Here is a 13,692-nt window from a genome sequence, read left to right on the forward strand (position 1 = left end):
ACCGCAAAGCGGGAATTTGGTTAAAAGCCTTTTAAAATGGGCTTTTCAGATCGCAAATTGCTCCGGCCAGTCGCGGCGGGTGGCCACCTGTCCCTCGGTTCGGAGTCTTGCGACGGCGGCAAGATCGATATCGGCGATCAGAAGCGTGCTCTGTGTCACCGCATCGCTTTCGCTTTCCGCGACGATACCGGATGCAGGCATGCCGTAGTCGGACGGCACGTAAAGGGCGGCGCGGCCGCGATTCTCATCGACGGCAGGAGACCATGGGGCCTCGCCCGCCGTGGGGGAGGAGAGGATGGCATATTGGTTTTCCAATGCCCTGGCCTGCGCGCCGATGCGCACCCGGTAAGCACCGGCTAGCGTATCGGTGCAACTCGGCGCGAGCACGAGTTCGACGCCGAGCTCCGCCAGTCTGCGGCCGAGCATCGGGAACTCGTTGTCGTAACAGATGAGGATGCCGAGCCTGCCTATCGGCGTCTCGAAGGCTTTCAGGCCCTCGACGCCGGCATGAATGTTCCATTGCTCCCGCTCGAAACGGGTCATGATCTGCTTGTCCTGATAACCGATCAGCCCGTCCGGGCCGAACAGCCATGCGCGGTTGCGAAACTTGCCGTCCGGGTCCTTTACCGGCGCACTGCCCGGTTGGAAGAGGATTTGATGTTGCCGCGCCAGCTCCTCGCAAAGCTCTACCCAGGAAGGGATCAACGGCTGTATCTCTTCGATGGAACGGTGCAGATCGGAGCGCGCGGCGGGCGGCAATTGCCCGGTTAGCGCCATGGCCGAATATTCAGGAAGCAGTAGCAACTCAGCGCCTTTTTCCTTCGCCTCGCGAACGATGGCGGAGAGATGTGCGGCATAAGCCTCCCATGTCTCGATCAGCTCGATGGCATATTGGCTGGCGGCGAGGCGTGTCATTTGTCTCCGTCTCCGGCAAGAATGGTCTTCATCCAGAAGGATAGGGGTTTCGGGCTCTCGGCGCTCTCATCGAGGTCCTGCCATGTGAAACTGGTGCGCAGTTCCGGGTGATGGCTATAACCGCGCTTTTCCCAGAAGGCGTTCAGCGGCGCGTAGTCCGCCGGGCGTCGTGGATGGTCTGCGGGTCGCTCCACAGCACAGAAAGTGCACCGCTCGAAGCCGAGCCACTTTGCATGCGCCTCCCGTTCCTCGAAGAAGCGCACGCCGACGCCATGGCCGCGATAGCCGGGCAGCAGCACACTTTCACCGAAGTAGAATATCCGGTCCGGATCGTAACCCGCTTTGACGAAGGGTGCTTTCACCTCCTCGGTCTCTGCCGCCATCGGCATGCCGGTCGACATGCCGACCACTTTGCCGTCATCGAGCGCCAGCACGAAAACCGCGCCGTCCGTATCGGCATAGGTTGCGAGATATTTGCGCTCATAGTTCAGCGAGCCGTCATAGAGATAGGGAAAGGCGCGAAATACTTCGATCCGCAGCCGCGCGAGGTCGTCGAAATAGGGGGCGGCGTCAATGCCGGAAAGAGACTTGATTTCGACGGTCATGGGCATTTTCACTTTCGGTTGCACTGGTTATACCGTCATGGAAAACCCGCGCAAGCATTGAACGGAGAAGACGATGACCGCCACAGAGACCATCCGCGCTTACTACGATGCCTTCAACCTTCAGGACATGGATGCCTTTCTGGCGCTTCTTCACGATGAGGTGGTGCACGACATCAATCAGGGCGAGCGCCAGACCGGCAAGGCCGCCTTCGCCTCCTTCATGGACCACATGAACCGCTGCTATAAGGAAAACCTCACCGACATGGTCATCATGGCGAGCGAAGATGGCAAACGTGCTTCCGCGGAATTCATCGTCAATGGCGAATATCTAAAGACCGACGAGGGATTGCCCGAGGCGAATGGTCAGAAATATGTGCTGCCGGCCGGTGCCTTCTTCGATCTCAAGGACGGGAAAGTTAGTCGAGTAACGAACTACTATAATCTGAACGACTGGATTGCCCAGGTCGGCGCCTGAGACGCCCTTTTGCCGCAAAGCGACTAGCGGCAAAGAAGATGATAGTTTCTATTATCGTGGATATTGACTCCATCATATGAGAGTGCAATTCTCATATGATGGAAAACGAAGATCATATTCTCGAACGCTCGATCGGTGAGCGGATCAAAACATTGCGGGCTGAAAACGGCCTAACGCTGGACCGGCTTGCGTCCGAATCCGGCGTCAGCCGCGCGATGATTTCCCGGATCGAGCGCGGCGAGGCGAGCCCCACGGCCTCGCTGCTGGCCCGTATCTGCGCAGCCCTTGGCTTGTCGCTTTCCGGTTTCTTCGCCGAAAACGAAGAGGCTGTTTCCCCGCTCATGAAAAAGCGCGATCAGCAGCTCTGGAAAGATCCCGAAACCGGTTATGTCCGCCGCGCCATTTCCCCGCCGCGTGTGGGATCCGATGTCGATATCGTTGAAGTCGAATTTCCGGCTGGTGCTCGCGTGGGTTTCCCTCCGCATGCGGCGAGCCGGGGAATGACGCAACATGTCTGGCTTTTCGAAGGTGTGCTGGAAATGACGAGCGGCGGAGACGTTCACCGGCTGGAGCCCGGCGATTGCCTTTTCATGCCGGTTGGCGAGGGGCATGTTTTCCACAACCCCTCTGGAAAACCCGCCCGTTATGCCGTCGTGCTGGACCAAAGACAGCGCTGATTTTCCCGACAGGAGTTATCATGACCACCATCCGCGTGTTGAACGGACAAGAGACCATCGATGTCTTGCCCGAACTCTGTGAGGTTCTGGCTGCCTGCGTGAACGGCGGCGCCTCCGTCGGTTTCATGTTGCCCTTTTCACCGCAGGATGCGCAGCCTTTCTGGCAGGCAGTTGCAGAAGCGGCAGGCGAGGGCAGCACCATTCACGTGGTGGCGGAAGTGGATGGCAGGGTGGTGGGCACCGTGCAGGTCGGCCTTGCCTCCAAACCCAACCAGCCGCATCGCGGCGATCTGATGAAGCTCCTCGTGCATCCGTCCGCGAGAGGCCTAGGGCTTGCCCGCAAACTCATGCAAAAGGTGGAAGAGGAGGCGGCGAAACGTGGTCGTACCCTTTTGGTGTTGGATACGGCCACGGGCAGCGATGCCGAGGCGATTTATCCTCGCCTCGGCTGGGAGCGGGTCGGCGTCATCCCCGATTACGCTTTGTTTCCGGATGGACGCTTTTGCGGCACGAGCCTGTTTTACAAGCGGATCGGCTAGGCCTCTCAGTCTGCCGCCTTACTGACCCGGCTTAAGCGTGCGGTTGAAGGCGGCAGCGATCATCGTCTCCAATTGTGCGTGAATATCCGCACGGTCCCGCAGCCCGGCCGGTTCGCAGATCGGATCGCGCTCGCCGACGGATTTGAGAAAGGCGTCGGCATCCGGTTTGCACAGCGGCAGGAAGCTGAAATGATTGGCCTCGTCCACCTGCTGATAGGTCGCGCCGGGCACTTCGTCCGCGAGTTTATCCGCAAGCACGGCCGGCGGAATTTTGCCCTTGCTGCCCAGATTGATGAAGGCCAGCGGAATATCGATCTGCTTCAGGCTGTCAGGCTGAAAGGCGAGCGCCAGACCGGGATCGACCAGCACTGCGGACCGAATACGGGGATCGCGGTTCTGCTGTTCGAAACGGGCCTTGTCGAGGGTTCTGAGATCGAGCTTCGTCACGCTGACCGGCTCGCCATTGAGATAACCCCGGCCACCGGCGAACCATTGGCAATCCATCATCGTGGCATGGTCTTCGCAATAGCGCGCATAGGCATCGAGATCGGCGCGTGCGCCCGAAATCTCCATCGCCGCGCTGCCGCCGAGCGAAAAGCCGAGCACGCCGATCCTCTGCGTGTCGATCGCACTCGACCATTTGCCCTTTGCCGTTAGAACAGTGACAATCGTGGAGAGATCGTCCGTTCGCTCCCAGATTTTCGGCGTGTCGGCAGGTGTGGAATCGCCGCTGGTCGTGCCGGGATGGTTGGCTCCCGCCACAATGAAACCTTCGCTCGCAAGTTTCGCGGCGATCCATGCCATGCCGGACACTCGTGAACCCGAGCCGTGGGACAGAAGCACAAGCGGCAGCCGACCCGGTTTCACGGCGCCATCCTTGAACATGGGCGTGCCCTGAAAAATCCGGTCATCGCCGGAAAGCGTCTGCGTGCCCTTTCCGTCGGATGGATACCAGACGGTGACGGCAAGGTCCTTGCCGCGTGCTGGCGAATGGATGGTGGTTTCGCTGACGCCGACAGCCTCGCCTGCAAGAACAGGCTGGGTGACGAGAGCGGAAAACAGGATGGTCGCGATGGTGGTGATGGGGCGCATGAAAACCTCGTGCAGTTGGAAAGAACGGGGTTCAATCTGCGCCGCGACATGTTTTTTGCGTCCTTGATCGTGTTAAAGGTCGTCCCGAAACGCGATCTGGTCCATGAATTGGCAATATAAGCCGTTGTTCCGGGGATATTCATTCGTGCTGTTCATTCCGCTGCCTTTCGTCGTGGCGCTTCTGCTGGTTGTCATGTTCATCGTTTTCTTTCGAGGCGGAGACGACGTGCGAACCAATCGGGCTTTTCTGACGCTGATCGCGCTTTGTGCCGTGCAATCCGTCCTTGTCGGTCTGCGCTGGGGGTATGGCGTCAGCGAAGCGCGTTATGTTTTGCCGGTCCTCGCCGCCTGCCTGCCGCCGCTCGTCTACATCGCTTTTCGCGGGCTGATGAGAGTGGCGGCCGAGAGCAGAATAGCGATGCTCGCGAACCTCGTCCTGTCGCCCTTGCTCGTCGTCATCATGGAATTCACTTGGCCGATGGCGATTGATCTTGCGCTGATCGTCATCTTTGTCGGCCACGCCATTGCCCTGCTTCTTCTTGGCAGAAAGGGGCCGGATGGGCTGGACGAGGCGCAATTTGCCAGCGTCACCTCGGCGCACCGGGCGCTTATTATCGCTGCCATCGCTCTTTGTGTTTCTGCCCTGTTCGATCTTCTGGTGTTTTTCGATTTCGAATGGGCGCATGGGCAGAATGTTGCAGCGCTGGTCAGCAATGCCAATCTTTTCGGCCTGCTGTTGATTGGTCTCATGGCCGCGCTGGCCGGCAGGAGCAAGGCACCGCAAACAGCCCTAGAACCTGGCGCGGAATTGTCACCGTCGGCGGAACCATCGGAACAGGACCGGGATATCATTGCAAGGGTTGATCGGCTGATGGAGACGCAGGCGCTTTACCGCGACGAGAACCTCAACCTGTCGCGGCTTGCAAGACGTCTCGGCCTGCCGAGCCGGCAGATATCCGGCGCGATCAACCGCTCGCTTGGCGTCAATGTCTCACAATATGTCAATCAGTTGCGCATCCGCGAAGCCTGCCGGTTGCTGGAAGAGACGGAGCAATCGGTGACGGCGATCATGCTGTCCTCCGGCTTCCAGACCAAGTCCAACTTCAACCGCGAATTTCGCCGCGTCACCGGCATGAGCCCGGTCGACTGGCGGGAGCGTGAAGTGTGGAAGCTGGTCTCGCCAAACAAAACGGTCACCCGGCAGATGCCGGATGACCGTTTGAAGATCGTCGGGAAATGATGGGGATCAGAGCGTGCCGTTGCGCTGCTGGATCATCATGTAGGTGTCATAGGTATATTCGGCGATCTGGGCCCAGAGATAAGCGTCTTTCTTGAAGGCCTGCTGGCTCTCGTAGATTTTCTTGAAGTTCTCGTTCTTGGCCGAAATCTCCGCATAGGTGTCCTGCGCCGCCTTGTGGCAGACATCGAGGATTTCCTGGCTGAAGGGGCGCAGGATGGCGCCCTGCGCCACGAGTTCCTTCAGCGCCTTGGGATTGCGGGCGTCGTAACGTTCCAGCATGCTGGCGCTGCCGGCGGCGCAGGCGTCTTTCAGAATGCGCTTGTAGTTTTCGGGCAGCTCATTGAACTTCTGCAGGTTCACGAAGGCATGAACGGCCGGACCGCCTTCCCACCATGCGGGGTAGTAGTAATATTTCGCGACCTTGTAGAAGCCGAGCTTCTGGTCGTCATAGGGGCCGACGAATTCGGTGGCGTCGATTGTGCCCTTTTCCAGCGCCGCATAGACATCGCCGCCGGCGATCTGCTGCGGCGTGACACCGACCTTCTGCATCACCTGGCCGGTCAGGCCGGCAATGCGCATCTTCAGGCCCTTCAGGTCATCGATGGTGTTGATTTCCTTGCGGAACCAGCCGCCCATCTGAGCGCCGGTATTGCCGAGCAGGATCGAGTAGATATTGTGCTGCGCCAAGAATTCATTGAGCAGCTCATTGCCGCCGGCCTGGTTGAACCAGGCATTCGTCTGCCGTGCGTTGAGACCGAAGGGAACCGAAGTTCCGAGCGCGAAGGTCGGATCCTTGCCAACGTAATAATAGGAGCAGGTATGCGCCATTTCGACGGTGCCGGCCGTCACCGCATCCGCCGCCTGCAGCGCCGGCACGATTTCGCCGCCGGCAAAGTGCTGAATGACGAAATTGCCGCCGGAGGCTTCCTTGACATGGTCGGCGACGATCTGGCCCGCGCCGAACAAAATGTCGAGGCCCTTGGTGAAGGACGACGTCATGCGCCAGGTGATCTTAGGGTTTTCCTGCGCAATAGCCGGAGCGGCAAGCGCCGTTGCGGTAACACCGGCGCCGAGAGCGCCTGCCTTGCGGATAAATGATCTGCGATCCATGTCGATAAGCCCTGCTATGTCTGCATATTACAGGCGAACCGCACGGTACGCCTCCCGCAGGTTACTAATCATTTATCCCCGCAGCCATCAAGAGGGAATGTTCGAAACTTGCGTGATCTCCGGTGATGCTTGGCGAATGTTGCTTCGTCACGTCTTTCCGCGTCACTTGCTGCGCATCAACGCCGGGTCGTCCATTGCGGGATTATAGAACAGCGAAAGCGTCAGGCTTCTGGCGATGCGTTCCGCCGTTTCCATGAACCAGCCATGGGCCTGCCTGTTCGGCGCGATGTCATCCAGCGTGGCGGAAAAAAGCGCAAGCCATTGCGGGAAAAGCTCCGCCGACATGCCCTTTACGCCTAGATGCGCCTGCACGGGCTTGCCGCCATAGCCGCCATTCTTGAACGCGACAGCCGCCCAGAACTGTTTCATCCTGGCCATATGTTCCGGCCAGCGCCCGGCAAGCCGCGCATCAAAAACCGGACCGAGCGTGGGATGTTCAAGAACGCGGCCGTAAAATGTTTCCACCAGCAGATCGATGAAACCGGCATCGACGCCGATCTCCGCCATGGCTTTTTCCGCCCTGTGCTGAATTTCCGCGCTATGGGCGGCTCTGGCCGCAACGTCGTCCTGCATGGTGTTTCCTTTTTTGCGAATTTACCCCGCTGCGATGCGGCCTGCAATGCGACCCTTTGCCTTATTAGAATTATTCTAAGAAGGCTTGATCCCAGTGCGATGCGGATGTATTTAGAATTATTCTAAAAAAAGGTTTCAGCCATGTTTCGCAGTCTTTTTTCCCTGTCCAAACGCCCCTTTTCCTCCCTCGGCGAACAGGAAATCCTCGCGCTCGCCATTTCGTCCGAAGAAGACGATTCCCGCATCTATCGCTCCTATGCCGACCATCTGCGTGCGCAATATCCGCAATCGGCGAAAGTCTTCGACGATATGGCGGAAGTCGAGCAGCAGCATCGAAATATCCTGATCGACATGCATCGCCGCCGCTTCGGAGAAACCATCCCGCTGATACGCCGTGAACATGTGCGTGGTTTTTATGAGCGCACCCCGGACTGGCTGGTGAAGAACCTGTCGCTCGAAAAAATCCGCGCCCAGGCCGAATTGATGGAAGCCCAGGCGATCCGCTTCTATGATGAGGCCCTCAAGCGCACCAGCGATGCCTCGACGCGCAAGCTCCTCGGCGATCTGGCCGAGGCGGAGCGGGGTCACGAAGACATCGCGCAGATGCTGGAAGAAAAACACCTCGATGAAAACGGCAAGACCGAAGAGGCGGAAACCGCAAAACGGCAATTTCTTCTGACCTATATTCAGCCGGGTCTTGCGGGGCTTATGGATGGCTCCGTCTCGACGCTTGCGCCGATTTTCGCGGCCGCCTTTGCCACGCAGGATACCTGGCAGACCTTTCTCATCGGCCTCTCGGCCTCCGTCGGTGCGGGCATCTCCATGGGTTTCACCGAGGCCGCCCATGATGACGGCAAGCTTTCTGGCCGCGGTTCTCCGGTAAAGCGGGGCCTGGCCTCAGGCATCATGACGGCCATCGGTGGTCTCGGCCACGCATTGCCCTATCTCATTCCGCATTTCTGGACGGCAACGGCAATTGCCGCCGTCGTCGTTTTCGTGGAACTCTGGGCCATCGCCTTCATTCAGAACCGCTTCATGGAAACGCCGTTCCTGCGCGCGGTGTTTCAGGTGGTCCTCGGCGGCTCACTGGTGCTCGCGGCCGGCATTATCATCGGCAATGGGTGAAAAAAGAAAGAGCCCGCAATAGCGGGCTCTCAATCCATCAAACATGGAACCAGACGTTAGCGCAATGCACCGACCAGCACGTCGCGACCGTCTTCGATCGAGACCCAGCGGCCCGTATTGAAGGACGCCTGCCGCTTCAGATAGGTATAGTTGGTGTCGGTCCACAGCTTCACGTCGTCGGTGAGATTATCGAGAATATAATCGCCGTCGGTGGTGCGAAGGGTCAGCACGGCATGGCCCTCGCCATCCGGCTTACGCACGACGGTGATCAGAAGATCAGCCACGGAAAAACCGCGCTCGACCAGCTTCTTGCGCTTCAGCAGCACGAAATCTTCGCAGTCGCCGGCGGTCGTCGGATATTCCCAGACTTCGTCCTTGCCGTAGATTTCCTGGTCGGTCATCGCCACGATGGTGGTATTGACGGACGTATTGACCTCGCGAATGACATCCCAGCCATAATCCGTGACGCGCGGCGGCGGCGTCGCCTTGCTGCGAATATTGCACTCGTCGGCATATTTCTGACAGAACTCATAATGGCCGATCGGCTGGGATGTAATCCCCCCCGTCACCATGGAAGGGCTTCCCTTGGTTTCCGCCGTGGCGGAGGCAGCAGTCATTAGCCCGGCGGCAACTGCAAACAGCAGCGCACGCGCCAGCGGTGCGTTCATCATGAAACCCGTCCCTTAATTCTTAACGAAAAGTTAAGAGGGATAGGGGTCTTGAGTCAATCGCTAGCAATCGGCGGCGCGCAAGACTCGTCGAATATGGTTAAGAGCGTTGCGCAAATGCCTATATTGCAAGGGCTTTGACCACAGCGAGCATCCGCTCGATATCCTGCGGCCGGGAAAGCCGATGGTCGCCGTCGCGGATCAGCGTCAGCACGACGTCGTCGGATGGAAGATGTTCGAGAAGCTTCAGCGCATGCTGATAGGGAACATCGGGGTCGCGCATGCCCTGCAGGATGTGAACGGGGCAGCCGGTGGTGATGATACCCTGCAGCACGCGGTTCTGCTTCCCGTCCTCCATCAGCGCGCGGGTGAAGATGTTGGGCTCGGGGCTATATTCCGAATGTTCCTCGAAATAACCCTTTTCCGCCAGAGAGGTTGTTTCCGCATCCGAAAGGCTGGGCTCTATCAGCTCCTGCGTGAAATCCGGCGCTGGCGCAATGAGGACGAGACCGGAGACGGATGGCGCGCCACCCGCCTTGCGCAGCTCCTCGACCATGCGTAGCGCAATCCATCCGCCCATGGAGGAGCCGATGAGAACGACGCGCGACGGCGCTTTTGCGCGCACCACGGCAAGCGCCTCTTCCAGCCAGCGGGAAATCGTGCCCTTCCTGAAGTCGCCGCCGGAGGCGCCATGGCCGGAATAGTCGAGCCGCAGGCAGGCAAGACCGTTTTCAGCGGCGAAGCGATCGAGTTCAACCGCCTTGGTTCCGGTCATGTCGGAACGATAGCCGCCGAGCCATACCAGCATCGGCATATTCTCACCCGAAGCCGCCGGGCGATGAAGGAAAGCGATGTCGCGAGTGTCGTTGTCGGGGCCTACGCGCAGGAATTCAGCGGCTTGTTCGGTCATGTATATGCAATTCTCCTGATTTTGGTGCAACAACGGCGGCGTATTTGCAAAAACCGTGACAACAGGTGATCTTTTCGGGCAGATATGCTATTGACTTCGCCACGGCAATAACGACATTTCCGCCGCTTGTACCAAACAAGCTGTTTTTTGCTGACGTGATCCAGAAACAGATCAGGAGAATACGACCATTCGCAGACCTTTCAAAGCCGATGCCCCCGTCAAGGAGGGGCCGCGCTCCAACCGGGAAATTCGGGTTCCCAGAGTTCAGCTTATTGATGAAGAGGGCCAGAACCTCGGTAGCATGCCGACGGATCAGGCTTTGAAACTGGCGGAGGAGGCCGGTCTCGATCTCGTTGAGATTTCGCCGAACGCGGAACCGCCGGTATGCAAGATCCTCGATCTCGGCAAGCTGAAGTACTCGACCCAGAAAAAGGCCGCTGAAGCGCGCAAGAAACAGAAGATCGTCGAAGTTAAAGAAATCAAGATGCGCCCCAACATCGACACGCATGACTATGACGTGAAGATGAAGGCGATGGGCCGTTTCTTTGACGATGGCGACAAGGTGAAGGTAACGCTGAAGTTCCGCGGCCGCGAAATGGCCCACCAGGAACTCGGCATGAAGCTTCTCCTCCAGGTGAAGGAAGACACCCAGGCGATTGCCAAGGTGGAGGCCGAGCCGAAGCTGGAAGGCCGTCAGATGATGATGGTTCTCGCCCCGAAATAATTTGCGCCAGCCTTTTAAGGCCGCATGAATCACCATCGCAAGGGGAAATTCTCATTCCCCGTTGCGCTTTTAGCCGACTGCGGTTATAAGCGCGCGTCCGAACGGTCCGGCAGGGCATGCCGAGGCCGTTCCTGAATAGCTTGAAATAGGCCTCGTCTGCCTGTTTCGATACAAAAACGGAGTAGCAAAATGCCCAAGATGAAGACGAAGTCCGCTGCAAAGAAGCGGTTCAAGATCACCGCAACCGGCAAGGTTGTTGCAGCCGCCGCCGGCAAGCGCCACGGCATGATCAAGCGTACCAACAAGTTCATTCGCGACGCGCGCGGAACCATGGTTCTCGCCGACGCTGACGGCAAGAAGGTCGTCAAGAACTACCTGCCGAACGGTCTCTGAGACTTTTCCGCACATTTGGACACTTTAAGGAGATCATGACATGGCACGCGTAAAACGTGGCGTAACTTCCCGCGCCAAGCACACCAAGACACTCAAGGCAGCCAAGGGCTTCTACGGCCGCCGCAAGAACACCATCCGCGCAGCAAAGGCTGCCGTGGATCGTTCCAAGCAGTACGCTTACCGCGACCGCAAGGTCAACAAGCGCAACTTCCGCGCTCTGTGGATCCAGCGTATCAACGCTGCTGTTCGCGAATTCGGCCTGACCTACGGCCGCTTCATCGACGGCCTGAACAAGGCTGGCATCGAAGTCGACCGCAAGGTTCTGTCCGACATGGCTATCCATGAGCCGGCAGCATTCGGCGCGCTCGTTGAAGCAGCGAAGAAGGCGCTTGAGTACCTCAAGGATGCTGGTACGGCCAACGAGTTTGAAACCGCTGTAAAGTAATTACGGCGCGGACAATCTGTTGTTCATTTGAAACCCGCGCCGGTTCTCCGGCGCGGGTTTTCGTTTTTGGAATTCACGGCAGTTTCGGCAAAGGCATGGAATGCTTTTGCGCTGAGGTTGCCAAAAGGGTGGGGCATCCGGCTCTCGGTCGGCGGGCTCCATTGGGGGCGGAAAATGCTGGTTGCCGCAAGCGAGGCGGAAAAGGCGAAGGGTTTCCACGTCCATCTCGAAGATGGCGATATCGCAGCCTTGATGCGGGCTTTGCTTAAGAGCGAGCGCCGCGTGCAGAAACTCGAGCTTTCCGCAACAACCGTGTGGATCAAGCGCCAGGGTACCGAAACGCCATCCTGGTGGATAAAGCTGCAGACCTTTCTCGCAAAGCTGCTTCCCTACACTTTCATGCGCCCATCGCCGCCGCTCGATGGCGCAGGCCTGATGCGCCGTGAGCTCGAAACATTGCAGGTCTTCAAGGCCCGCGGTTTTCCCGTTCCGCCCATCATCTATTCTTCGTTGACGGCCGTTGTCCTCGGTGATGTCGGCCCCACCATCATGGAGCATATGGACGCGATAAAAACCGCGAGGCCGGTAGAGCATGATGCCCTGCTGGTAAAATCTGCCGAGGCACTCGGCGAATTGCATGCGGCAGGCCTTTGCCATGGGCGACCGCATGTGCGCGACTTTTTTCTCGAACATGGCCGCGTCGGTTTCATGGATTTCGAGGAGCGCCCGCAGGACGTCATGCCGCTCGAGACGGCGCAGGCCCGCGATATCTGGCTGCTGTTTTTACAGGTCGCGACACGCGCCTGCGATGCGCGGAGAACCTGCGATGCCGCCTTCGCCCGCTGGCGCGAAAACGCCCCGCCCCGGGCGCTGGAAGAATTGTGCCGTCTGACCGGCATTCTGGGGCGTTTTTTACCGGTTGCCCGGTTGATCGGGCGCGTGCGGATGGGTAGTGATCTGCGACGCTTTATCATGGCGACCGACTATCTGATGAATGCTGTGAACCCCGAAGCCGCTGTTAAAAAGACCGGCAAGGCAGGAAAAGATGACTGAACTTGATACCTTGAAATCGCAATTGATGTCGGAGATCGCCACGGCTGGCGATGAGCCGGCCATCGAAGCCGTGCGTGTTTCCGCGCTTGGCAAGAAGGGCTCGGTTTCGGAGCTTCTGAAGACGCTTGGCAGCATGACGCCGGAAGAGCGCCAGACCCGCGGCGCTGCCATCAACCAGCTCAAGACCGAAATCACCGACCTCATCGGCGAGCGCAAGAATGCGCTGAAGGACGCCGCCATTACTGCGCGCCTGAAGGCCGAAACGGTGGATGTCAGCCTGCCAGTCCGCCAGTCTCCGGCCGAGCGCGGCCGCATTCATCCGATCAGCCAGATCGTCGATGAAATCACCGCCATCTTCGCGGATATGGGTTTCTCGATTGCCGAAGGTCCGGATATCGAAACCGACTATTACAACTTCACGGCGCTGAATTTCCCCGAAGGCCATCCGGCCCGCGAAATGCACGACACCTTCTTCTTCCAGCCGGATGAAAACGGCGAGCGCAAGGTGCTGCGCACCCACACCTCGCCGGTGCAGATCCGCACCATGGAAAGCCAGAAGCCGCCGATCCGCATCGTCATTCCCGGCAAGACCTATCGTCAGGATTCCGACGCAACTCATTCGCCGATGTTCCATCAGGTCGAAGGCCTTGTCATCGACAAGAAGGCGCATGTCGGCAATCTGCGCTGGATTCTGGAGGAATTCTGCAAGACCTTCTTCGAGGTCGACAGCGTGGTCATGCGCTTCCGCCCCTCCTTCTTCCCCTTCACGGAGCCGAGCTTCGAGGTGGATATCCAGTGCGACCGTTCCGGTCCCATCGTCAAGTTCGGCGAAGGCAAGGACTGGATGGAGATTCTCGGCTGCGGCATGGTGCACCCGAACGTGCTGCGCGCCGGCGGGCTGGACCCGGATGAATATCAGGGCTTTGCCTGGGGCATGGGCCTCGACCGCATCGCCATGCTGAAATACGGCATGCCGGACCTGCGCGATTTCTTCAACGCCGATGTCCGCTGGATGAACCACTACGGCTTCCGCCCGCTCGACATGCCGACGCTGTTCGGCGGTTTGAGCGTTTAATCCGGTTAGCCAA

General features: G+C 58.7%; 17 protein-coding genes. 10 read left to right on the top strand and 7 right to left on the bottom strand.

Translation table 11 applies throughout. The annotated features are described in order from the left end of the window. Positions 1-45: 45 nt before the first annotated feature. Positions 46-915 (bottom strand): carbon-nitrogen hydrolase family protein, encoded by an 870-nt coding sequence (locus L901_RS17705; RefSeq protein WP_059759149.1) that lies wholly within the window; start codon positions 913-915, stop codon positions 46-48. Further along, positions 912-1,520 carry a GNAT family N-acetyltransferase gene (locus L901_RS17710; protein WP_059759151.1) on the bottom strand — a complete coding sequence of 203 codons (609 nt, stop codon included), beginning with the start codon at positions 1,518-1,520 and terminating at the stop codon, positions 912-914. The genes L901_RS17705 and L901_RS17710 overlap by 4 nt, the downstream gene beginning before the upstream one ends. Before the next feature lie 73 nt (positions 1,521-1,593). Between L901_RS17710 and L901_RS17715 the strand changes: the two genes are divergently transcribed. The 3 genes from L901_RS17715 to L901_RS17725 all read left to right on the top strand — a co-directional run bounded on the left by L901_RS17715 (position 1,594) and on the right by L901_RS17725 (position 3,211). Further along, positions 1,594-1,995: a ketosteroid isomerase-related protein gene (locus L901_RS17715; RefSeq protein ID WP_059759153.1), complete on the top strand. Its 402-nt coding sequence runs from the start codon at positions 1,594-1,596 to the stop codon at positions 1,993-1,995. 95 nt (positions 1,996-2,090) lie between these two features. Beyond that, positions 2,091-2,672 carry a helix-turn-helix domain-containing protein gene (locus L901_RS17720; protein WP_059759155.1) on the top strand — a complete coding sequence of 194 codons (582 nt, stop codon included), beginning with the start codon at positions 2,091-2,093 and terminating at the stop codon, positions 2,670-2,672. 20 nt (positions 2,673-2,692) lie between these two features. After that, on the top strand, positions 2,693-3,211 hold the full coding sequence (locus tag L901_RS17725) for a GNAT family N-acetyltransferase (RefSeq protein WP_059759158.1): 519 nt from the start codon (positions 2,693-2,695) through the stop codon (positions 3,209-3,211). An 18-nt stretch (positions 3,212-3,229) separates the two neighbouring features. On the opposite strand, the gene L901_RS17730 is transcribed toward L901_RS17725, so the two are convergent. After that, positions 3,230-4,303 (bottom strand): dienelactone hydrolase family protein, encoded by a 1,074-nt coding sequence (locus L901_RS17730; protein WP_059759161.1) that lies wholly within the window; start codon positions 4,301-4,303, stop codon positions 3,230-3,232. Between the two features lie 145 nt (positions 4,304-4,448). On the opposite strand from L901_RS17730, the gene L901_RS17735 reads away from it, so the two are divergent. Continuing rightward, positions 4,449-5,543 (top strand): AraC family transcriptional regulator, encoded by a 1,095-nt coding sequence (locus L901_RS17735; protein WP_059759500.1) that lies wholly within the window; start codon positions 4,449-4,451, stop codon positions 5,541-5,543. Positions 5,544-5,549: 6 nt separating this feature from the next. Here the strand turns inward: L901_RS17735 and L901_RS17740 are convergent, their stop codons facing one another. Both L901_RS17740 and L901_RS17745 read right to left on the bottom strand, forming a co-directional pair. Continuing rightward, positions 5,550-6,653, bottom strand: a complete 1,104-nt coding sequence (locus L901_RS17740; RefSeq protein WP_059759163.1) for a TRAP transporter substrate-binding protein — start codon at positions 6,651-6,653, stop codon at positions 5,550-5,552. A 162-nt stretch (positions 6,654-6,815) separates the two neighbouring features. After that, positions 6,816-7,286 (bottom strand): group III truncated hemoglobin, encoded by a 471-nt coding sequence (locus L901_RS17745; RefSeq protein ID WP_059759166.1) that lies wholly within the window; start codon positions 7,284-7,286, stop codon positions 6,816-6,818. 141 nt (positions 7,287-7,427) lie between these two features. Here L901_RS17745 and mbfA point away from each other — a divergent pair, with 141 nt between their 5' ends. Beyond that, complete coding sequence (gene mbfA, locus L901_RS17750) at positions 7,428-8,411, top strand: iron exporter MbfA (RefSeq protein WP_059759168.1); 984 nt, start codon at positions 7,428-7,430, stop codon at positions 8,409-8,411. Positions 8,412-8,467: 56 nt separating this feature from the next. On the opposite strand, the gene L901_RS17755 is transcribed toward mbfA, so the two are convergent. Next, positions 8,468-9,082, bottom strand: coding sequence for a transglutaminase-like cysteine peptidase (locus L901_RS17755; RefSeq protein ID WP_003524508.1), 615 nt, complete (start codon positions 9,080-9,082; stop codon positions 8,468-8,470). 118 nt (positions 9,083-9,200) lie between these two features. Continuing rightward, positions 9,201-9,989 carry a carboxylesterase gene (locus tag L901_RS17760; RefSeq protein WP_059759170.1) on the bottom strand — a complete coding sequence of 263 codons (789 nt, stop codon included), beginning with the start codon at positions 9,987-9,989 and terminating at the stop codon, positions 9,201-9,203. 187 nt (positions 9,990-10,176) lie between these two features. Between L901_RS17760 and infC the strand changes: the two genes are divergently transcribed. From infC to pheS, 5 genes are all read left to right on the top strand, one after another. Continuing rightward, on the top strand, positions 10,177-10,713 hold the full coding sequence (gene infC, locus L901_RS17765; RefSeq protein ID WP_078051391.1) for a translation initiation factor IF-3: 537 nt from the start codon (positions 10,177-10,179) through the stop codon (positions 10,711-10,713). Positions 10,714-10,902: 189 nt separating this feature from the next. Then, positions 10,903-11,106, top strand: a complete 204-nt coding sequence (gene rpmI / locus L901_RS17770) for a 50S ribosomal protein L35 (protein WP_035264590.1) — start codon at positions 10,903-10,905, stop codon at positions 11,104-11,106. A gap of 40 nt (positions 11,107-11,146) precedes the next feature. Then, the gene (rplT, locus tag L901_RS17775; RefSeq protein ID WP_003493358.1) at positions 11,147-11,551 is read left to right on the top strand and encodes a 50S ribosomal protein L20; all 405 of its coding nucleotides are present in this window, start codon (positions 11,147-11,149) and stop codon (positions 11,549-11,551) included. A gap of 174 nt (positions 11,552-11,725) precedes the next feature. Continuing rightward, a complete protein-coding gene (locus L901_RS17780) occupies positions 11,726-12,604 on the top strand; it encodes a phosphotransferase (RefSeq protein ID WP_059759173.1) in 879 nt (292 codons plus the stop codon). Further along, positions 12,597-13,679: a phenylalanine--tRNA ligase subunit alpha gene (pheS, locus tag L901_RS17785; RefSeq protein ID WP_035264594.1), complete on the top strand. Its 1,083-nt coding sequence runs from the start codon at positions 12,597-12,599 to the stop codon at positions 13,677-13,679. The genes L901_RS17780 and pheS overlap by 8 nt, the downstream gene beginning before the upstream one ends. Positions 13,680-13,692 lie beyond the last annotated feature (13 nt).

Origin of the sequence: Agrobacterium sp. D14, assembly GCF_001526505.1 — a bacterium.
In the GTDB taxonomy this organism is placed as follows: domain Bacteria; phylum Pseudomonadota; class Alphaproteobacteria; order Rhizobiales; family Rhizobiaceae; genus Agrobacterium; species Agrobacterium leguminum.

What these genes read in the sequence shown, in the direction of transcription:
- L901_RS17710 (WP_059759151.1), bottom strand. Translation starts at nt 1,520, where the DNA reads ATGACCGTCGAAATCAAGTCTCTTTCCGGCATTGACGCCGCCCCCTAT.
- mbfA (WP_059759168.1), top strand. Translation starts at nt 7,428, where the DNA reads ATGTTTCGCAGTCTTTTTTCCCTGTCCAAACGCCCCTTTTCCTCCCTC.
- rplT (WP_003493358.1), top strand. Translation starts at nt 11,147, where the DNA reads ATGGCACGCGTAAAACGTGGCGTAACTTCCCGCGCCAAGCACACCAAG.
- L901_RS17705 (WP_059759149.1), bottom strand. Translation starts at nt 915, where the DNA reads ATGACACGCCTCGCCGCCAGCCAATATGCCATCGAGCTGATCGAGACA.
- L901_RS17745 (WP_059759166.1), bottom strand. Translation starts at nt 7,286, where the DNA reads ATGCAGGACGACGTTGCGGCCAGAGCCGCCCATAGCGCGGAAATTCAG.
- L901_RS17720 (WP_059759155.1), top strand. Translation starts at nt 2,091, where the DNA reads ATGATGGAAAACGAAGATCATATTCTCGAACGCTCGATCGGTGAGCGG.
- pheS (WP_035264594.1), top strand. Translation starts at nt 12,597, where the DNA reads ATGACTGAACTTGATACCTTGAAATCGCAATTGATGTCGGAGATCGCC.
- L901_RS17755 (WP_003524508.1), bottom strand. Translation starts at nt 9,082, where the DNA reads ATGATGAACGCACCGCTGGCGCGTGCGCTGCTGTTTGCAGTTGCCGCC.
- L901_RS17730 (WP_059759161.1), bottom strand. Translation starts at nt 4,303, where the DNA reads ATGCGCCCCATCACCACCATCGCGACCATCCTGTTTTCCGCTCTCGTC.
- L901_RS17760 (WP_059759170.1), bottom strand. Translation starts at nt 9,989, where the DNA reads ATGACCGAACAAGCCGCTGAATTCCTGCGCGTAGGCCCCGACAACGAC.
- rpmI (WP_035264590.1), top strand. Translation starts at nt 10,903, where the DNA reads ATGCCCAAGATGAAGACGAAGTCCGCTGCAAAGAAGCGGTTCAAGATC.
- L901_RS17725 (WP_059759158.1), top strand. Translation starts at nt 2,693, where the DNA reads ATGACCACCATCCGCGTGTTGAACGGACAAGAGACCATCGATGTCTTG.
- L901_RS17780 (WP_059759173.1), top strand. Translation starts at nt 11,726, where the DNA reads ATGCTGGTTGCCGCAAGCGAGGCGGAAAAGGCGAAGGGTTTCCACGTC.
- L901_RS17715 (WP_059759153.1), top strand. Translation starts at nt 1,594, where the DNA reads ATGACCGCCACAGAGACCATCCGCGCTTACTACGATGCCTTCAACCTT.
- L901_RS17740 (WP_059759163.1), bottom strand. Translation starts at nt 6,653, where the DNA reads ATGGATCGCAGATCATTTATCCGCAAGGCAGGCGCTCTCGGCGCCGGT.